The following is a 20,917-nucleotide window of genomic DNA, read 5'->3' on the forward strand; positions in this document are numbered from 1 at the left end:
GTTCTACAGGGCCAAGCGGGCTGAAGAGTGTTAGCGCTCGCTGGCGCTTTCCCGTCGCGTTCCGGCCTTTGGGAGAAAGCGCATCCCGGGATCCGGCTCGGCGCCAAGACCATCCAGTACACGATTGATGTAGTTGAAATAGGAAGCCATCTGAACGATGTCGACCACATCTTCATCCCGGAATCCAACACGGAGCAACGCTTCAATATCATCTGAACACATGTCGTTGGGCGTCTTCGTCAGCTTCACGGCGTAATCAAGCATTGCACGCGTCGCGGGGGCGAGTTTCGCCTGGCGATAATCCTCTTGAATCGTGCTCACCACTTTGCCATCTTGGACCTCGGCACGGAGGTCCGCCTCGTGGCTCTCCATTCAGTACAAGCAGCCATTCACCTTCGATACAACAGTGGCGATCAGAACTCGCTGAAGTGTCAGCTATCAGTCAAAACCGTCCAGTGATTATCACTTGAAAACCGGCCACTTTGAGGAGTTGTCGGTTCGTCTTGAAGTTCTCCCAGCCAGGGTCTGGCTGCAGGAGAGCATTGATGGCGAACCAACTCAAGATGGCCGAACAGCACGCAATCATCAGGCTGGCCGAGCACGGCTGGTCGTATCGGCGGATCGCCCGGGAGATGGGTGTCCACCGCGAGACCGTCGCCCGGTATGTGGGCCTGGCGCGGGGCGGGCCGGCATCGGGACCGGCGCCGCCGGAGGGCGCGGCGGATTCCCTGATTTCGATCCCCGGGTGTGATCCGGCAAAACCGGCCATTTCGATTGCCGGGTCGGCGGGGCGCCGCAGTCATTGTGACCCCTATCGCGCCGCGATCATGGAGGCCCTGAAGCGGGGCCTGACGGCGCAGCGGATCTGGCAGGACCTTCGAACTGATCATGGCTTCGCCGAGAGCTACCAGTCGGTTCAGCGGTTTGTGCGTCGCCTGCGGACAGCGCGGCCGTTGCCGTTCCGGCGGATGGAGTGCGAGCCGGGCGCCGAGGCCCAGATCGACTTCGGCACCGGCGCGCCGGTGATCGTGCCGGTCGATCTGAGTCAGCCGAATGGCAAGACACGGCGTCGCAAGACCCATGTCCTCCGCGTCCTGCTGAGCCACTCCCGAAAGGCCTACAGCGAGGTCGTCTATCGACAGACCACCGAAGAGTTCATCCGCTGCATCGAGAACGCCTTTCATCACTTCGGCGGCGCGCCCAAGACGTTGGTCATCGACAACTTGAAGGCCGCCGTAAACCAAGCCGACTGGTTCGACCCGGAGATCAACCCCAAGATCGAGGCCTTCTGCCGGCACTACGGCTCGGTGATCCTGCCCACCAAGCCCTACACCCCGCGGCACAAGGGCAAGACCGAGCGGGGAATCGGCTATGTGAAGGACAACGGCCTCAAAGGGCGCACCTTCACCAGCCTCCAGGAACAGAACGAATACCTGTTGGAGTGGGAGGCCGGCGTCGCCGACACCCGCATCCACGGCACGACGAAGAAGCAGGTGGGCAGGCTCTTCGAAGAAGTCGAACGATCGGCGCTGTTGCCATTGCCTGTTGAGAGATTCCCCTTCTTCCATGAGGCCCAGCGCCAAGTTCACCGCGACGGCCATGTCGAAGTCGACAAGGCCTACTACTCGGCGCCGCCGGAGTACGTCGGCCGCACGGTCTGGGCGCGTTGGGATGGCCGGGTGGTCCGTATCTTCAATGACCGACTCCAGCAGATCGCCATTCATGCCCGGCATGAAGCGGGCCGGTTCAGTACGCAGTCCAAGCACATCGTCACCGAGAAGATCGCCGGAGTAGAACGCGGCGCGGAGTGGCTCCTGAAAAAGATTGGACGCATCGGCCCGCATGCAGCGCGGTGGGCCGAATCCATGCTGGCCGAGCGCGGCATCCAGGGTATACGCGTCCTGGTCGGCGTCACGGCCCTGGCCAACCGACATTCCTACGACGCCATCGAACAAGCTTGTGAGATCGCCCAGACTCACGGGGCCTATCGCCCGCGGTTTCGCGCGAGTTGATTAAGCGCGCGCGCCCTGGCAGGAACAATTCGAGTTCATCGACCGTCACCCGATCATCCGCAGCATCAGCGAATACGGCCGGATCGCACGCCTGTCTTCAACATCAACCTCTGATCAAGGAACTTTGCCCATGAATGAAGCGTTGCAAACCGCATTGAAGAAGTTACGCCTCTCGGGCTTGACGCCCTCCCTGGACGTCCGCCTCCAAGAAGCGATGGCGAACCACCTGTCTCACGCCGAATTCCTCGAACTGGTCCTTCAGGATGAACTGGCTGTCCGACAGGATCGCCTCATCAAGCGCCGCACCAAGGCCGCCGCCTTCCGCGAGCCCAAGACCCTGGAAGACTTTGATTGGCAATTCAATCCCGCCATTAGGAAGAAGCAGATCTTCGACCTGGCCGCGTGCAAGTTCATCCGCGAGGCCAAGGACGTCCTCATCCTCGGTCCGCCGGGTACGGGAAAAAGTCATCTGGTGCAGGCCATCGGCTATCAGGCCATCAAGGCCGGCTTCTACGTCCTGTACCACTCCATCTTCGACGTGGTCCGTGACTTCCTCCACGACGAGGCCTTCGCCGCCGAGGACAAGACCGGCGAAATACTTGAAACCGGACCTGCTCATCGTCGACGACATGGGCATGAAGCAACTCCCCAAGCGAAGCGGGGAATATCTGTTCGAGATCATCATGCGCCGATACGAAAACCACTCCACCATCATGACATCCAACCGGCCGCTGGAGGATTGGGGTAAGCTGATCGGGGATGTTCCCTCTGCTACCGCCATCCTCGACCGCTTCCCTGCACCACGCCGAGATCATCACCATCACCGGCCGCAGTTACCGCCTCAAAGACCGGGCCGTGAAGGATGAAAAGGCCGATGGCGAGCCCGCCCCGAAGGACGGCGCCGACAGTGAAGGCGACCGAGGACGGAGCCTGAACCGTTCGAAAAAGAAGGATGAAGAAAATAACACGGCTTGATCAAAGCCCCTGAAGTGAGGTATATCAGCAACCACTGGCCGGTTTTGATTCGATAACCCGTGGCCGGTTTTCAAGTGATAGATGACAGCGCCTGTGAACGGCACTAACATCACGGCGGAGTTACGTTCACAGGAGGTTCGCTCATGGCAGGTCAGCTTATCGGTGTTTACGAAATCGCGGAACTCGCAAACGTCAGTGCTTCGGCCGTCGCAAACTGGTGACCTTCCCCCCAGAAACGGATCCAGGTCTTGAGTTAGGATCGGGGTCTGGATCATGGAGGAAAGGTGATGAGCAGGAAGCGGTTCAAGCCGGAGGAGATCGTCAACAAGCTTCGAGAGGCGGATGTGCTGATCGCGCAGGGCGGACGGTGGCCCGAGCGTGCAAGCAGATCGGCGTGACGGAGCAGACGTACTATCGTTGGCGGAAGGAATACGGCGGACTCAAGACCGATCAGGCGGGCGGCTGAAGGAGTTGAGCGTGAGAACGCCCGGCTCAAGCGGTTGGTGGCCGATGCGGAATTAGACAAGGCGATTCTTCGGGAGGCCGCCCGCCCAAACTTGATTCCGCAACGGAGGCGACGAGCGGTCCAGAAGCCGTGGACCAGCTGGGCGTATCCGAGAGGCGGGCCTGCAAGGCGCTGGGGCAGTCTCGGGCGACGCAGCGTTTTCTTCCATCGGTTCGTGAGGATGAGGACCGGCTGACGCAGCGGATCATCGAACTGGCGGCAGTGTACGGACGCTACGGGACGCCGCGGATCACGGGATTGATTCGCAACGAAGGGATGCTGGTGAATCACAAGCGGGTCGAGCGAATCTGGAAGGCCGAGGGTTGAAGGTGCCGAAGAAGCAGCCGCGACGCGGTCGATTGTGGCTCAACGACGGCTCGTGCATTCGGCTTCGGCCGGAGCACAAGGATCATGTCTGGGCGTATGACTTTGTGCAGGCGAATACCCACGACGGCCGGCCGTCCGGATGCTGACGCTGGTGGATGAGTACACTCAGGAGTGTTTGGCGATCGACGTGGCGGGAATCTGAGATCGGATGATGTGCTGGAGCGGCTGTCGTGGTTGTTTGCGACGCGCGGCGTGCCGGAGCATCTGCGGAGTGATAACGGCCCGGAGTTCACGGCGAAGGTGGTGTGGCAGTGGCTGGCCCGGGTCGGCGTGAAGACGCTGTTCATCGAGCCGGGCAGCCCGTGGGAGAACGGCTACGTGGAGAGTTTTAACGGGAAGCTGGGCGATGAGCTGCTGAGCGGCGAGATCTTCTACACGCTCAACGAGGCGAAGGTGCTGATCGAGCGGTGGCGGATTCATTACAACACGGTGCGGCCGCACGGCGCGTTGGGGTATCGGCCACCGGCGCCGGAGGCGTGGTCGATCAGGCCGGATGCGAGGGAGGGTGAACCGGTCGCGCCGCCGTGGGCAGGCTGCGCTCCGCTCGGTTCCCTCGCTCCGCTCCGCCCGCCCACGGCGTGTGCTTCGAACGGTGTTGGACTAACATAACAGGTGGACTAAAGGCAGGGGGAAGGTCAGGGTGACTGCACATCATTCCTAGGAAAAGCAAAGAAAACACCTGAGAACAACCCTGAGTGCCCGTGCAAATGCGATGGATTTGTTATTTGCAACATGACTTACCGATTAACGGACACTTACAATTTCAATGGGCTGAACAATATCATGCTCAGTTGGATGCCGGGGACACAGTTCACAATACAAAACGTATGGCAGAATACCGAGACTGTATTCGTTAGCGCTTGTGCGAAGTAGAGCTAAAACGACGCTGGGCAGTAGAGTCACGGAGCGATGTCTTGAATAGCCAACAGGCGTCATTAGCCATTCAGTTGATCGGGCTGCTATGCGCCGTCGGACTCGGAGCAATCTTAGGCAGGAAATGGGCACCATGGATCGGCATATTGCTTGGAGCAACGATCAATATAGTGGGACAAATATTTGTAGCAGGTGGCGGCCCTGGTGCTTGCGTTGGGTTTGTTTTTTTCCCACTCATAGGCATTGTGGCCAGTTACACAGGCTTGGCAATTCGCTACTTGATAGCAGGCACTACGGACCCGCCACATGACATGCATGAAGATGATGGGCTGCAATGCAAGAAGTGTGGCTATTCCCTAAAAGGGCTAGTTTCTCGAGTTTGCCCTGAATGCGGAACTACGATTAATGACAAATAGGGGGATCAGAGGGTTGGCCAATAGTGAAGATGTGGATCATCTGCGTGACAATGAGCCGCATGCACTGAGTAATGCAAATGCCTAAAAAATGGCGCATGACTGTGATTGTGCTGTTTGCTTTGTGTGTTGGAGTCGTGATCAATGGGCAGATTGGGCGACATTTTGCCAAGAATGCAACGGTTGATACGGACATACGACGTCTTACTCGATTGCTCGCAGATTATGCGAAGGCCCACGACGGCAGACTTTCGTCGTCGTGGGAGGAGCTTGTGGAAATGAAATTGCTCGTACTCGGCGAGAAGGCCGCAAAGTCAACGACGCGACCAAGTACCGCCAACGCAATCATGAACCCTGATCGTTGCCATTGGAAACACGGCGCGTTGGTAAAGGAGTACGTAGGCCGACTCTCCGGCGAGCCAGTCAAGTCAGTGGATTCGCTCCTGGTTTACTCGGATGATCTCAATTGGGAAGACAACATGGTCTACAATCGTCGCCTGCTGGAGAATTGCGGCTACTCTCTTACCACGGGCAGTCCGTAGGTAATGACCCTGTCACGATCAAAGATTTTTGTTATGTTGTTTATTGCAACGGCCGGAGGAGGCACGACCAGCATGTTAGACGCCGCCAGCTACGGCTGCTTGTACAATAGCAATTGCCCGACGCAATTCTATTGATTTTGATTTCGGTAGCTTGCCGCCCTCAAACTGCCCTTAAAACGCATCACGGGATGGTAAGAAACCGTGGAGGGGCTTTAAAGGGGACATTCTACTTTTCCGTCTCCGTTCTGGGGCGGCCGCGGGGGCGAAGGCTGGATTCCAGGCCCAGCCGCGACGCGGTGCGCTGTGTCCAGGTCGTGCCGCCGAACGGCGATCCGCGCCGGATGCACCGTCGCAACGCCTCCAACTCCGCCGCCGACTCCGGGCGATTCACGCGCGCCAGCCAGTCGCGCGGGCGATCGACCGGCCCGCGATGCAGCCACGCCGGCCCCATGTTATTGAGTCTAACCGCTAAACTCGACCACGGCCACTTCTCCGCCGCGCGAACCAATCCGGCCCGCAGCGGATTCCGCTCGACGTATCGCAGCACCGCGAGCAAGTGGCCGTCCTGCTGAATCGGAAACGCCTTGAATCGCCCCTGCCAGACGTGGCCGCTGCTGTGGTGGCTCTGGTGATAGCGCCGGACCTGCGCGGTCATCAGCCATTGCATCCAGCGCGACAAATCGCCGTCGTGGCGCGGCCAGAGCACCAGGTGAAAATGATTCGGAAGGAGACAATACGCCAAGATTCGCATCGGCAGCCGCTCGCAGGCCGGGGCGAACAACTCGACAAACGCCTGAAAATCCCGATCCTTGTGAAAGACACGGGCGCGGCCGTTGCCGCGATTGATCACGTGATAACAAACACCGCCGACCGAGGCGCGAGCAGTTCGAGGCATGAAGGCACTGTAGCGGAAGAGCCAGCCCCCGTCAATAATTCAGAATGTCCCCTTTAATTCCCCAGAACGAAGCCCTCCGACATTTTGGATCCGCTCTGGCGGACCCGCGCGGTCCACATCTACTGGGGAACTCCAATCATCAGGAGTGACGACCTGCACGGTATCGCCCTAAACGGTTTGGGGACGTTGCACCCTGGAACGTCATGGAGCGAGGATCGTCTCGGTGAACGACCGCACATCGAGCCCGTTGACGAAGCCGTCGTTGTTCATATCGGCGATACAAAGATCGGGCGGCGCGCCGAGCAGGGCGGATACGAACAAAGGAACATCCGAAAGGGTGAAGAGGCCGTCGCCACTCAGATCACCGGATTGACACTGCGCGGGCGTGAATTCATACGCGCCGCGATCGACGATCGGCGCGGGACCTGCGCCGGCATCCGCGATTGCGGGAATATCGATCCGGCGCGGCCCCCCCGCGTAGTCGCTCATCAATGCGAAGGGCACGGCCGCGCTGTCGCCGGAATCAATCGCAGCGGAACCGGGGCGGAGGCGGACGTCATCATCGAGTGTGCCGATCGTCTGATCGCGCCCTGCGGGGTCGAGTAGCTTTGGATCCGAGCCGTTATTCCCGATACCGCCCAGCGCGCCGGTCCATCCCTGAAGCGTACAATAGCGCAGCATCGTCTGGCCGGCGAAGTTCCAGACTTGCTGCTCCTCGACATTGCCGAAATCGGCCGTGTTCTCCCAGAGGAGGCAGTTGTGCAGCGTCGGCCCGTTGGAATCATTGGCGATCGCACCGCCCAACGCTCCGCCGTTGTTGCCGACCATCGTGCAATTGACGATCGTGGGACTGCTGTTCGCAAAGGTGGTCATCGCGCCGCCGTAATTGTTTACGGCGGTGTTGGCCGTGAAGACACAACCGGCCAGCAGCGGACCGCTGCCGATGATATCAAAGGCGCCCCCGTGGAACTCGGCCACGTTGGCATGGAACCCACAGTTGAGGAAAGCACTATCACTGCCTGCGCCGTTTTCGACCGCGCCGCCGTATTGGCTGGTGTTGCCGACGAATCGACAACCGGTGAACACGGCGGGGCTGTTGTAATTCGTGACCGCGCCGCCGACATAATCGGCATGGTTGTTGATGAAAAGGCAGTCGATGACAACCGGTGCGCTGGCGTTTTCATTGGCCATGGCGCCGCCTCCGGGAAAATCTTCGGACGACGCGGAGTTCTGCTCGAATGTACATTCGGCGATCGTCGGAGAGGACGCGTCGCAATAGAGTCCGCCACCGTTCTGGCCTGCGGAATTGTCCTCAAAACGGCAATCTGTAATGGACGGCGAGGCGTTCAAGACGCGCATGCCGCCGCCGCGATTGAAGAAGAAGACGGACTGCGTGTCCGCGATGCCGTCACGAACGATGACCCCATCCAGCACGGCGGTCGCGTTGACGTCTTCCGCGACGATCACGTGCATGGTGTTGTCCCCCGTGTCACCCGGCAAGCCGATATTGCCGGTCAGGATCGTCAGGTGAGCGCCGGGGTCGCGCTGATCCCGCTGCGACTCGTTTCCGACAAAGCCACCGTACAAGGCGAGGTTGTTTTGCAATCGAAATGAGAGCTGTCTCAGGGTCGTGCCGAGGTCCGGCGTGTACTGACCCTCGGCGATCCAGATTTCCTGAACGTCGCCACGCGAACGGACGGCCTGACAGATGGCCTGTTGCAGATCATTGAAGGCCGTGGCCCAGGTGAGTCCGTCGCCGCCGGGGGATGCGGTAGCACGAACGAGGAGAACGCTGGGCAGCCCGGCAACGGCACGCAGACGATAATTGGCGACGATGTGTCGCGTCAGGTTGATGGTCTCGGCGTTGTTGGCCGATGCGTCGCCCGTAGGGCGTCCCTGGTAGTTTACGGCGGGATTGGAAAAGTGAGGGATGGTCGGGTTGGGTTGAAAGACGGCCATGATGGTGTGCCACTGATTGAGCGAGTCGACGTAGCCGTAAGACCAGGGAAAGTAGGCATCGTCAAAAGCATTGGGAGGATCGTGGGCGCAACCCAAGTTATGGCCGATTTCGTGCGCCAGTGTAAAAAGATTCCAGTTGTCCCAGCGCATTTCGAAGAAACCTGATTTGCCGGAAGGATTCGTCGGCGCGAAGACGCGGCCGCCGACTTCCAGCGTATCGACCCACAACCCGACGAGGTCAGCGGCATGTGTTTCACGTAACGTGTGTGCCAGAGCCAAGGCACCACTGCCGGCCAGAAGGGCCGGCCCGTCCTGGCTGCTTTGGCCGGTTTCTGAATAGGCGACCTCGGCCGTGTGGACCAGTTGAAGCTGGGTATCGATCAGGCTGTTGGTAAACGAGAGGTTTGCGTCACTCACGGCGGCGGCAATATAGTTTTCGATGATTGACGATCCCCCAGCCGCGATTCGCGCCTGGGTCGTATAGAGAATCAAGAGATCAATGACGCTGCCATCATCACAGCCTGTGGGAATCGTTCCCGATTCGTTTGATTCATCGTGCCGACATTGCGATGAGGTGTGGGTGTGACGGTTGACCGGCTTAGGGATCCCTTGAGGGATGGCTTCGGCTCGGGTGCCGCAGTGAACAACAGGGTTGATGTGCGGCGTAGGCGTTTGCATCGCCAGACCCGCCGCAGGTGCGAGCCAACCGAAGATGATGACGATGGCTGACGCTGGGCGATGTGCGTGCCGAGATGGTCCAATGAAGTGTCTCATGCGTCTTTTCCGCTCCTGCATGAATTATACACAATTCAGGCTTTGGATCCGTCCTCCCGAAATATTCTGTTGAGCGAATTCATCGCCGATGAAATGTTTCACTCAAAGTGAGACCGTTCGCCTTTGAGAATTAAGGATGGTTTGGGCTGCCGGGTAGGGCAGCAGGCGTTGGCGGAGGTTCAAGTTCTCCTGCTTTTGCAGTTGTCTAGCCGTGGTCAGTTTCCGGCGGCGCTCGGCCAGCAGCGCCTCCGGGTTTCCTCGATAATAATCCACACCGGCCGCAGGAAGTTCAAACTGCTGTGCAGCCGATCATGGTTGTAGTGGTCGATCACGCCGGCGATGACGCCTGTGGCGACGGCGAAGTCTCCTGCCGCGTCCTCGCCCGCCTCTCGCAGGGCCGCCAACTGGTCATCGATCTTCTCGCCGATCGTCCGATTGCAGCGCTCGATCTCGGCGTTGTCGGTCGGCGTGTGCGGGCGGATGAGGGTGTGACCGACGGCCATCGCATCCAGGGTCTGGGCAAACTCGCGGGCGATGAAGCACGAGCCGTGGTCGCTCTGAATGGTCGGGCGGACACCGAAGGGCAGCATGCCGACGGCCGCCGGTCTGACCAGGGATCGCGATGTGCTGCTGACGTTCTACGACTTCCCGGCCGAACACTGGCGACACCTGCGGACGACGAATCCGATCGAGAGCACGTTCGCAACGGTGCGGCTGCGCCATCGACGAACCAAGGGCAACGGCAGCCGCGTGGCCTGCCTGGCGATGGTGTTCAAGCTGTGCGAGTCAGCCGCCAACCACTGGCGACTGCTCAACGGCGCGACGCTGCTCCAGGAGGTCATCGCCGGCATGAAGTTTATCAATGTGGAAAAGGCCGAGAAAAACGCCGCCTGATCACGAAGCCATCAAGGACATTTGACAACAACTCACTCAAAGCCAAAGCAAGATGTAATTGACTAATGGCTGGATATCCAATCCATTTGCAAATCCATCGCAGTTCGCATCCGCCGCGACGATGTGAGCCGGTGTGGTATCAAACCCCAGGTAAACATCCACCGCGGAAGAGATGTCCGCAAACGTAATAAACATGTCCCCATTAACGTCGCCGACCGTCGGCGAACACGGCGCGACAATCGTCACATTCGCCATGGATGCAATGTTCCCCGTAATGTCGCTTCCGGCCGTTGGACCAAGCACGCGCGTGCGCCCGAAAACGCCGAACGTTGGAAGCAACTGTACGGCCGTTGACGCCGTTCCGGAAAGCGTCTGGAAATGGAACCTTGCGATCGTAATTGATCCGGGCGCCGCGGGGGCTGTGGCCGGTGATCCGGGGTTGGCCAGTGCCGTAAAGAGCCCGTTGCCGTCAGCGAGCGAGGCGTTGATTCCGTCCGGGTCATTAAGGAAGTCGGCAATAAACCATGGATACCCCGCAGTGCTCGTATCGAACCCGGTGAATTGCAGGTGAGCCGGATCCCAACTAAGAATGGCATCCACAGCAGAAAACTGTTGTCCGGGCGATCCATTCCACTGGGCTTTGAGCGTAACCTCGACGGTTTGCCCGGCAGCCTTGATCTGCAATTCGGGTGTCAGCAGCAGGTCCACTGCTGCGTTCGTGCTGGGCGCAACCGCGCAACAGAATCCAAGTATGAGAGCGATCCATGTAGCACGCGGAGGCAACTGAATCATGTTCCTGTACTCCATTACCCTTGTGCGTTAGACGGTCTTTGTGCAGGTACGCTGGTGCGCCGAAATCCGTCCCCACCTGACAATCGCCAACTGAAAGGCAAGCAACAAGCACGCAACGCTTGCCGGCTCGGGAATGATCGTTACCAACGCCGTGCTGCTGATGTCGCCCGTGATCGGCGTATTGGGAACAAAACCCGCATAGATCTGGGTGCTGCCAAACATACCCATGTTCGGAACAAATCGGACGAGGGTACCAGCCGTCTCCGCAAGCGCTGTGAACTCGAGGGTCGTGACGACCAACGATCCCGGCGGCGGCGGTGCAAATGCCGGCGATGCAAGTTGCCCGAGCGCGGTATAGATCGCGTTGCCATCTGTCAGGCTTGCGTTGATGCCATCCGGGTCGGGCAGGAACCCCTCGGCTAACCATGCGTAACCGGCTGCGGCGTTGTTCACGCCGTTGAGCTGCAACAGAGTTGGGTCCCAGTCCAGAATCGCGTCCAGAGCTGAAACCGACTCCGCTGCGATGCCGTCCGCCTGGAGCAGGATGTCGATGGAAACCGTCGCGCCGACGTTAACAACCTGCGCCGAAGGCAGGAAGTTCATGTTGACCATTCCGGCCCTTGCAGGCACCGCCGCAAAGACCGCTGCCGCTGCTATTGCAATCTGTCTCATTTTCATAGTCGAATGCCTCAATCCAAGCCAACCCGGTTTAAGGGTCACGCCAACCCTCACGTGAGCCGGAAAGACCATCGCCATTGTACATGATCCCGCATGCGTGCGCGCATTGGAGATCGCCGGTTTTCTTTATTAATACACCGTTGTCGCAATGATTCTGCGTCAGCGCGCGGACTCTCCGGAGGTACCCAAGTCGTGCTCCGGGCACGCGATGCACACTTCCATCACCGCTTCTACAGTTCTTGTCTTCCGGGTGACATCACCTCCGCATGGGCAACTCCCTCGGAACAACCGGCGTGGCGCCGATGGCTCCATCCGACCCGACGCTCGCCGAGTCCAGTGACCGGGAGAGTCGTCCGTCCAATCCGTTTGTGCGCTCAAAAATGCGAATGTCCTCAACGTCTACATAGCCGTCCTGGTTCAGGTCGGCTCGCTGCGAATCCGACTGGCTTAGCCGTGACGTTGCGATGCGCCATTCAAAGCCATGGTGGCTGCCCTGTGCGGCAAGTGCCTTGTCCGGCGAATGACTGGAGTCCTCCGGTCCGATGATCGGCCATCCGCTCCCGCTGCAGCAATTGGCGAAGAGCTGCCAGTTGTCCGACAGGAACACGTAGTCTTCCGAGAGAACCACGCCGTTGACGCTGAAATCGGCATGCCGCACACCATCCCACGGGCAGGTGTTGGGACCGGCGATGCTGCCAAACTGCACCAGCAGCAGGGTCACGTCATTGATGTCCACGTCGTTGTCGTTGTCCGTGTCGCCGCCAAGGAGCGAGAGGGTCGTTGCTGCCGCATAGGTCGGGCCAAGATCACTCAACAGTGAATCATGGCTCAAAGTATGTTGCTCATCCTTTGCGCAGATGCTGGTCCATTCGCCGCAGGGTATTTGCAGATCGGAATCGGAAACGGTTCCCTGTGCCCACGGCCCGCTCGGGCCTGTCCCACCGGAGAAGGTCACATTGACATGGGTGCTGGGGCCACAGTTGGAGCCGTTGCGAGGAATAAACCGAATGCAACGTTGAACGGGTGACGGCAAGACAACGCCCACCAACTCGATTGTGGCAGTCACCAGGTTCTTAGGCTGCACTACAACCAATTGATCGCATTCCGCGCTGTTGCCACAGGAATCGGTGGCCGTCCAGGTGATCGTGGTCGTGCCGATGGGATAGGGATCATTCAGCGGCAGCGCGTCATTGCGAGCGCCCACGACAGCGGGGCTGCCGTCACAGTTGTCCTCGACGACGGGAGCACCCAAGGCAACACCGGAAGCCTGACACTCGCCCGCATCTGCGAACACATTCACATCGGCCGGGCACTTGATCGTCGGTGGCGACGCATCTTGAACCGTGTCCGATTGGGTGCATGTTTGTGCTGCATTGCCGCAACAGTCCGCGGCGTTCACCACAACTTCAACCGTCGCCGGGCACGAGGTGAGTTCCGACACGAGTATTTCACCGCTCACGAGCACCTGGTTGGCGCCGTTCTGAACGATCTGGGTATTTGGCGTACCAAACACAGCCGCTCCCATCGTGTTGACCACGCACGTGATGTCACTTGCATTCACGCAGCAGTTGTCCTCAACAACCGCTGAATACGTGACCAGCCGCTCACAGGAGCCATCCAGGTTTCCGCCCACGACATCGCAAACAATGCTCGGCGGCGTGTCGTCGGTGACGTATGCCGTATAGTTCGTCGGGCCGGCGGAATTCCCGCAGTCGTCCATGGCCGTCAGCGTCGCGGTGACGGTTGCCGGGCATCCGGACAGATCGGACACTGGAACAGAGATTGATACTTCAACCGTCTTGGCGTCGATGGGCGTCTTGACCACAACCGGCGCGCCGTAGATTGCGTTTGATCCGGTTGCGACTCCCACGCTGACTTGCGCGGGCGTAATGCCGCAATTGTCCATCACGGTCGCTGACAGCGTCGCGGTGGCGGAACAGTTTTCATCCACGACCGTGGACGTGTCCGAGCCGACGATTGCCGGCGACGTGTTGTCATCCACGACGATGGCGTCCTTGAAGGTGCTGAAATTGCCGCATTCGTCGTAAATGCGATAGACGCGCAGAATCAGCAGTGGGCATGTACCCTGCTGAAACGTCTGATGGAGCAAGATCGTAAGATGACAGGTGTCGCTTACCTGGCCGCCATCTGCTTCAAACTCATCAATCGTTGTATAGGGGTCTGGAATCTCCTCCGGGCAATCGAGGAACTTGGTCGGTGGGACCGACGTGATGCTCGGCGGCGTGCTGTCCTGAAGCACGGTGATAGACTGAACACAAGGAGTCGTGTGACCGGCGATGTCCGTCGCCAGGTAAGTTCGCGTAATGGTGACGTCGCCCGTCATGCAATTGCCGGCGAAGTCATCACTTGCATGCGTCACCTCCCCCATGCCGCACGCGTCAGTGACCGATGCACCGGGAAGCGCGATAAACTCGTCCAGGTTCGTCGCCGGAAGAGGGACCTGTGACAGGCAATCGACGGTTACATCGCTTGGGCACGTGATAGCCGGCGGGGTCTGGTCGATGGAGAAACTCTGGGAGTTCAGCAGTGCAGTGGCAATCGGAACTCCATTCAAGCTCAACTCGGACAAGAACGACGGCACCGTTCGGAAGGCGAAGTTCGTCGATGAGCCGTCGTTACCGGAGTTGACTGTGAAGCAAAGCGTGGCCAGAAGCGAATCCAGATTGGTGCCGCCACTGCCCGGCCCGACGAACGGCGCTGCGCCATCCAGGTTAATCTGGCCTGGGGCAATCTCGGCACTTGCCATGCTTTGGATATGCACCGGAAAAGGTGACGTGGTGTAACTGCTCGCGCCCGGGTTGAAGGCCAACAACGTGTTATTGAACTGAAGAAACGCCTGAAAGCCCGTTGCATTCTGCGTCAGATTAGACATTCTTAGCTGAAAACAGATCGAGTCACCCTCTTTGTAGCAGGACTGGGGGTTGACGATTTCCAGGCTCAATGCGTTATCGCTGCTGAGCCGCGTGTTGTCGATCGCGACGGTTTCCACCTCGAGAAAGGTAAACCACATATAGCGATTGCCACCGACAACCGTTGAAATGAGATCACTCGCATCGGAGCGGGTCTCGGTCCAAAGCAGCGTCCCGCCGCTGTCTCGCAGGTTCAGGTCCACAGCCAGAACGCCGACGCCGTTGTTGCGAAACACCCATTCAAAGGTATACCAGCCGGATGCAGTAATGGCATAGTGGTTGATGCTGCCAAGATCGTTGCGCCTCGTAAAGTTCGTGTTGTTGCTTGCGCCGACCAGAATCTGACCCGGCGATCCGGCCGTATGGAAGATGAAGTCTCTCCGATGTCCGCCCGACTGATTGTTCGCGGCGCAGGACAGATCCCATCCGTACGTGTTGTTCAGCACGGCCGGATCATCCAGATTCATGTAGACATCAAGCGAGGCCTTGAATCCGGTGGCCGGGAAAGTCGAGCTATACCCTCCAAGTCGAGTAAAGGCGCCGGTGTAATCGTTTGGAGGTGCTGGCAGCAGCGTGGAATCAATGCTCGCATGATAAGCGCCCGTTTTTGAGGTGATGCCGCCAGTTCCAGATGCCACCCGCGTGAGCGAGCTGTTGAAGTTGTTCCAGTTCGGCACCGTGTTAACCGTGAAACCGGCGTTCTCGAACCCCTCAAAATGCGGAGGACCGGCTTTCGCCGGTTGATTCCCCGCCACACTCAAAACGAACACGAAAAATGGAACGAGTTTGCGACCCACGTGAGAGCCTCCTTCCAATTCACTTCCGGGCATATCATGACACCGGCCGTCTTCACTCGACTGTATTGAGGAAGGATCGACCCAAGGCGCTTTCGGTCAAGCGGAACTGGATCACGCTTGCCGAAAGCAGCCTTGAATCAACGCCCCTTCTTTTCAACGCTATTTCCCGTCAACCCGTTCCGACGTCATCGCCGCGTTCGCAGGTTGTCCGGCGCTCCGCATCCTGGTCGACAAATCGTTGGGCAGCCCCATTCGAGATTCGAAGACCTCAACGTCGTGATAATCGATCACGCGGTCGCCGTTCAGGTCAGCCAGCGCCGCAACGTCCGGAGCCAGCTGTGAAACATCAATGGTTGAGACAATCCGACTCGACGGCATGGCGATCAGGTCTGGCACCAGATCCCCATCAGACGGGGCAACCAGTCGCCAGCCGAATGGGCCACAGCAACTCTGGTACTGCAGCCAATTCGCGCTCAGCGCGGTGTAATCCGGCGATCCAATCGCACCGTTCAGGTCGAAGTCCGCACCCCGGGTGCCATCCCACGGGCACCCGCCTGACGCCTCGAGCGAACCGAATTGAACAAGCAGCAATGTGACGTCATTGATATCGACGTCATTGTCGTTGTCGGTATCGCCGGCCAGCAAGAGCAGAGGCGAGCATGTGTAGTATGGAGGCCCCCCGGCGATCGTGAGCGGCCTCTTGTCGCTCAACGTATGCTGCTCGTCCTTGGCGCAGATTTCCAGCCAGCCGGTGCTGCTGCAACTGGCCGTGAACGTCGCCAGGCCATACGCAGGCGCTGCACCGTCGAAGGACACCTGCACGTCGATGCTCACGGCGTTGCAACTCGAGGCATCCTTCAGTACGAACTGGATGCAGCGCTGCACCGGTGATCCGAGCGATACACCGTCCAGCAAGACTGGAATCTCGAATGAATTGACCGCGTTTACAGTGACCGTCTGCTCACACGTCCCCGACAGCCCGCATTCGTCAGTCGCGGTCCACGTGATCGTGGTGACGCCCTGCGGATACGGATCTGTCAATGCGGCAAGATCGTCGCGAGCGCCATTGATCGTGATCGGACCGGAACAAAGGTCGGAGCCCGTCGCCTCAACGATGGCAACGCTGGCAAAACAGCCGCCCGGATCGGCATTCACAACGATGTCATCCGGGCACACCACTGTTGGCGGTGTCGTGTCCGCGATGGTGAAGGTGCGCGATGCGGAACTGCCAATGTTCCCGCAGTCATCCGTCGCAGTCCAATGCGCCGTCACAACGCGAGTGCCGCCGCAGCCGGGGACGTTGGAATCCTCGACGTACGCCGTGGGCAGCGCGCCGGAACACACATCGCTCGCCGTCGCTCCGGTCTGCCATGCTTCAAAAGCCGCTAGATTCCCAGCGCCGTCGCATTCAACCGTCTGGTCAGCCGGCGGAGTGACGACCGGCGGCGTCGTATCCTGAACCGTGATCGTCTGCGTGCAGGTCGAAAAATTCCCACAAGCATCCGTCGCGGTCCAAACTCGTGTGATAACCTCTGGACACGAGCCGCTTGAACTGTCGGTGTATCCAACGCCAGGTGCATCGTCGCAATTGTCCAGCGCATTGGCCGTGCCCGTATTTGACGGAAGCGTCGATTCTCCGCACTCGATGGTCGTGTCAGCGGGGCAGGTAATGACTGGAGCGGTCGAATCCACGACGGTGATCATCTGCGTGCAGGTTGAGAAGTTGCCGCAGGCATCCGTCGCTTTCCAGGTTCGCTCGATCGTGCCGGTGATTGGCGGACAATCGCCGCCCGCCGTGTACTCATCTTCATACGAAATGACGGGGAACAACGTGCAATTGTCCGTCGCAAGCGCGAAGCCCAATCCGACACTGGGCGAATTCGCCGAGATCGTGATGGTGCCTTCGTAGAAGTCCTTGCGATCGCTGCCGTCGTCTCCGGTGCTGTCATACGTCAGCGTGCCCCAGAAATAGAACTCGCCATTGAGGCCGTACACGGGCATCGGCGTATCCGGCTGGCCAATCGTGTACCAATGAAGAATGTTGTCGGACTTGAGCTTGCCCGCTACCTGGGCCGTGTAGATCGGTCCGGACTGGGACACATCAAGCTGTGTGATGACGATATCCGTGAACGGATTGCCCGGAGAAGGACTGCGAATGAGGCTGTTGATATCGACATTCGCCGCATTGCTCGGACCGCTGGGAGACCCATCCTTATAGTCCGCGATCTTCCAGAGAACGGCGCCTGCAGCCAGCCGACCGGAGACACCATTATTGGTGTTCTCATACGCTGTAAGTCCTGCCGGCAGTACGCTTCCGTTGTTCGTCGGAGTGATCAATTCAAGGTCAAACCCGAATTGGCTCGGAGGACCAACCTGCCCAAAAAGAGCCGACCACGTCAAGGGGCCATAGCCCGTCAACGGCAGGCTGCTGAAGCTGAACTGCGAACCGTTGGCATTGCCGTAAGAGAACTGGCTCTTGAAGTACGCCTGGTTGTTCGGCGCTTCCGGCCCGGTCGAGTTGTAATAGATCATCACTCCACCCGTGGCAGTACCAAAAGGTATGCCGGGCACGGTGGATTCGCTGCACTCGATGGTGGTGTCTTCAGGACAGAACGTGAAGGTCGGCGCAACCGTATCCACGACGGTGATGACCTGCACGCACGGAGCGCTGACGTTGCCGCACACATCCGTGGCTATCCAAGTCCGCGTGATCGTTCCGGTTCCGTTGCAGCCGCCGAGGCTGTTGACATCGGTGAAACTGACGACGGGCGAAGGATCGCAGACGTCACTGGCCGTCGCCGGTCCTCCCGTATTGGCAGGAATCGGCGCTACATGACATTCGATCGTGACATCATCCGGACAGAACGAGATGGTTGGCACCGTCGTATCCTGCACTGTGATCAACTGAACGCATGTGCTTTCGTTGCCACACGCATCGGTTGCCTTCCAAGTGCGCGAGATCAGGCGCGGGCATGTGCCAGCGCTGGCATCGCTGTAGGAAATGACCGGCGATGGATCGCAGGCATCAATCGCCGTCGCGCTGCCGGTATCGGCCGGATCGGTTGAATCGCCGCATTCGACCGTCGTATCCGGCGGACAGGTGATGTCCGGCGCCACCGTGTCGATCACGTTGATCGTCTGAACGCACGTGCTGAAGTTTCCGCACGCGTCCGTTGCAGTCCAAGTTCGCAGAATCGTGCCGGTGCCATTGCAACCGGACAAGTCCGGCGAATCGGAATAGGTGATGGAAGGATCCGGATCGCAATTGTCGGTTGCCGTGGTTGGTTGCGTCGGCGTGATGGAGCTGAAGTTGTCCCAGTAGATGTCGTACGTCACGCCCGCCGCATTGTTATGCCCCTGAAGAATGACGTTGCCGATGTTGACACTGCCTGTCGCAGATGTGACCAGCACCAGATCACCAACCGTGTATCGCCAGTTCGTGCCCACCAGTTCGATCTTGAGCCGGTGCCAGGAGTCGTAGCTGAAGCCGGTGGGCAGGCCCATGTCGATCCAATCGCCAACCGCGTTGTTCCATCCGCGAAATCGCGGTGTGCCTCCAAGGCTTGTGAACTCAATGATTGGAAACGATGAAACCGCGGGCACTGAATCAAACCCGGTGCCCCAGAACCCTGCCATGCGGCGTCCGGTCGTTGCCCAAGCTGCCGGCACATAGAGGTCGATTGACATCATGGTCGTCCCCGCGATGTCATACTTTCGCCCCTGCGTGTCGTAAAAGGCGCTGCCAAAGCCACCCGGACGGCACGGCGAACAATCGCTTGCCGAAATGGAGTGCTTCAGTCGATTGTCTCCATCGAAGAATTCACTGATGAAGCCGGCAGGGGGATAACGGTCTGTGTACCAAACCTCCGGTGCCTGTGTGGGGCCAAGTACCGGATTGCTGTTGAACGCATTCAGAGCCTTCGTGATGATTGCGCCGGGATCAATCGAATCATTGCATTGCACGGTCGTGTCGGCCGGGCATGCGATGACCGGCGCAACCGTGTCGTACTTAATGCAGGCGGAATTCGGAAGCTGCGTCGGAATCGGCGTCCCGTTGAAACTTAGTTCACTATTGAAGGGACCATTCGAGGTGAAATTGAGGAACGTCGTTTCACATTGCGTCCACCCGCCCGAGTCGACGTCAAATACTAGAGTCGCCAGCTTGGCATCCGCATTCGTGCCGGGGTTCAGCGGCAACGTGGATCCGTCAATTCGCAGCAGGCCCGTCCCGATCTGGGCGGTCGCGAGCCCCTGGATGTGCTGGGGAAATGGCGCGGCCGTATATGAACTGGCGCCACCATTGTAATTAAACTTACTGTCGTCAAACGCGATGAATGCCTGAAAGCCGGTCGCGTTCTGGCGAAGATTGCGCATCCAGACTTCAACAATCGTTTGACTCTGGCCATTTTCGATGCACGTGTCGCTGATCTCCAGCCGCAACGCAGACTGAAAGTCAACGACCGCCATCGCATTCACAACTGCATTGACGCCATCGTCAACCGACATGCGAGCTTCGAAACGCGACAAATAACGAGACAGATCGAGAATGAGGTCGTTGAGCTCGCACTGCTCGGTGCCGGCCTGACAACTGTTGCAGCACTCCGGCACAAACGCCAGCCCGATACTTCCGACGATTTCGTCGACCGCGGCATTGCCGCTCGTAATCCTGGTGCTGCCAATGAAGCCTGTGCGACTTTGACCGTTGAAGACCGTGGCGCCACTGAAGTCAACCCCGTCACACCCCAACGTAAAAGTGCAGTAATTCACGCCGTCGTAGGTGTACTCAATCTCGATATTCTTGAGGTATTCCAGTTTGACCTGTCCGCCGTTGGCGTCGAAAAAGTGGTAGACGCAGTGCATTCGCTCGCCATATTGGCCGGGGGCGAGCGGATCGGTCGTCGAACCGTTCCAACTGTTGTAGCACGTGACACTGGCCTGGCGGGCGCTCGTCTGTCCCGAGGTGACGTTCATGTACCGCCGCGTCGTCGCGCCACAGGAAGCAAGATTGTTGCGAACTGCATGTTCAGCATTGTCCACCCAGTTCCCAGTCGAACAGGGACTCAACCCGTTGAAGTTAAACGTGCCTGCGCCAAACACGTTGGGCGCGGAAGACCAGTGCAATTCAAGTCGATAATCGGGCGCGCCGCGCAGTCCCGCATTAACACCCGCCTTGCGATCACTTCGCCCCGCTGCTGATTCGCTTGCCGTGGTCTGCTTCCCCAGTTCGTCCTGCTCAAGGCCGCTGACGAGCAGCTTCGGAGGCGTGCGGCCGGCGACGCTCCCGGACGACGCAACCGGTCGAACTTCGCCAACCTTTGGTGACGCCTGGACCAAATCGGCTGCCAGGAGCCCAATGCCGATTAATGCGAGTGAAATGCGACGAGTCATGGGGTTTCCTCCCGAAAGTCGGTACATTGCCGCCTCGAGCGGCGCGGTCAATTCAACACGCGATTCATTCAATCCTTCATGGGCCGGACGACCGGAATCGACA

At 59.0% G+C, this 20,917-nt stretch carries 10 protein-coding genes and 3 pseudogenes; 5 read left to right on the top strand and 8 right to left on the bottom strand.

Annotated elements, in window-relative coordinates; all coding sequences use genetic code 11:
* Window positions 1–30 precede the first annotated feature (30 nt).
* Complete coding sequence (locus HRU71_05085; GenBank protein ID QOJ02900.1) at window positions 31–372, bottom strand: peroxidase; 342 nt, start codon at window positions 370–372, stop codon at window positions 31–33.
* Between the two features lie 131 nt (window positions 373–503).
* On the opposite strand from HRU71_05085, the gene HRU71_05090 reads away from it, so the two are divergent.
* From HRU71_05090 to HRU71_05105, 4 genes and pseudogenes are all read left to right on the top strand, one after another.
* The gene (locus HRU71_05090; protein QOJ02901.1) at window positions 504–2,012 is read left to right on the top strand and encodes an IS21 family transposase; all 1,509 of its coding nucleotides are present in this window, start codon (window positions 504–506) and stop codon (window positions 2,010–2,012) included.
* Window positions 2,013–2,142: 130 nt separating this feature from the next.
* A pseudogene (locus tag HRU71_05095) lies at window positions 2,143–2,987 on the top strand (ATP-binding protein).
* 287 nt (window positions 2,988–3,274) lie between these two features.
* Window positions 3,275–4,356 (top strand): annotated as a pseudogene (locus HRU71_05100) (IS3 family transposase).
* Between the two features lie 889 nt (window positions 4,357–5,245).
* Window positions 5,246–5,707: a hypothetical protein gene (locus HRU71_05105; GenBank protein QOJ02902.1), complete on the top strand. Its 462-nt coding sequence runs from the start codon at window positions 5,246–5,248 to the stop codon at window positions 5,705–5,707.
* Window positions 5,708–5,933: 226 nt separating this feature from the next.
* On the opposite strand, the gene HRU71_05110 is transcribed toward HRU71_05105, so the two are convergent.
* The 3 genes from HRU71_05110 to HRU71_05120 form a co-directional block, all read right to left on the bottom strand.
* On the bottom strand, window positions 5,934–6,602 hold the full coding sequence (locus tag HRU71_05110; protein QOJ02903.1) for a transposase: 669 nt from the start codon (window positions 6,600–6,602) through the stop codon (window positions 5,934–5,936).
* A gap of 201 nt (window positions 6,603–6,803) precedes the next feature.
* The gene (locus HRU71_05115; GenBank protein ID QOJ02904.1) at window positions 6,804–9,053 is read right to left on the bottom strand and encodes a right-handed parallel beta-helix repeat-containing protein; all 2,250 of its coding nucleotides are present in this window, start codon (window positions 9,051–9,053) and stop codon (window positions 6,804–6,806) included.
* Between the two features lie 497 nt (window positions 9,054–9,550).
* Window positions 9,551–9,925, bottom strand: coding sequence for a transposase (locus HRU71_05120; GenBank protein QOJ02905.1), 375 nt, complete (start codon window positions 9,923–9,925; stop codon window positions 9,551–9,553).
* A 22-nt stretch (window positions 9,926–9,947) separates the two neighbouring features.
* Here HRU71_05120 and HRU71_05125 point away from each other — a divergent pair.
* Window positions 9,948–10,151 (top strand): annotated as a pseudogene (locus tag HRU71_05125) (transposase).
* Between the two features lie 114 nt (window positions 10,152–10,265).
* Here the strand turns inward: HRU71_05125 and HRU71_05130 are convergent.
* The 4 genes from HRU71_05130 to HRU71_05145 form a co-directional block, all read right to left on the bottom strand.
* Window positions 10,266–10,937 carry a hypothetical protein gene (locus HRU71_05130; protein ID QOJ02906.1) on the bottom strand — a complete coding sequence of 224 codons (672 nt, stop codon included), beginning with the start codon at window positions 10,935–10,937 and terminating at the stop codon, window positions 10,266–10,268.
* Between the two features lie 111 nt (window positions 10,938–11,048).
* A complete protein-coding gene (locus HRU71_05135) occupies window positions 11,049–11,633 on the bottom strand; it encodes a hypothetical protein (GenBank protein ID QOJ02907.1) in 585 nt (194 codons plus the stop codon).
* A gap of 322 nt (window positions 11,634–11,955) precedes the next feature.
* Window positions 11,956–15,426, bottom strand: a complete 3,471-nt coding sequence (locus HRU71_05140) for an HYR domain-containing protein (GenBank protein ID QOJ02908.1) — start codon at window positions 15,424–15,426, stop codon at window positions 11,956–11,958.
* A gap of 159 nt (window positions 15,427–15,585) precedes the next feature.
* A complete protein-coding gene (locus HRU71_05145; GenBank protein QOJ02909.1) occupies window positions 15,586–20,814 on the bottom strand; it encodes an HYR domain-containing protein in 5,229 nt (1,742 codons plus the stop codon).
* Window positions 20,815–20,917: the final 103 nt, after the last annotated feature.

It is taken from the genome of Planctomycetia bacterium, from assembly GCA_015200345.1.
Classification (GTDB): domain Bacteria; phylum Planctomycetota; class Phycisphaerae; order UBA1845; family UTPLA1; genus PLA3.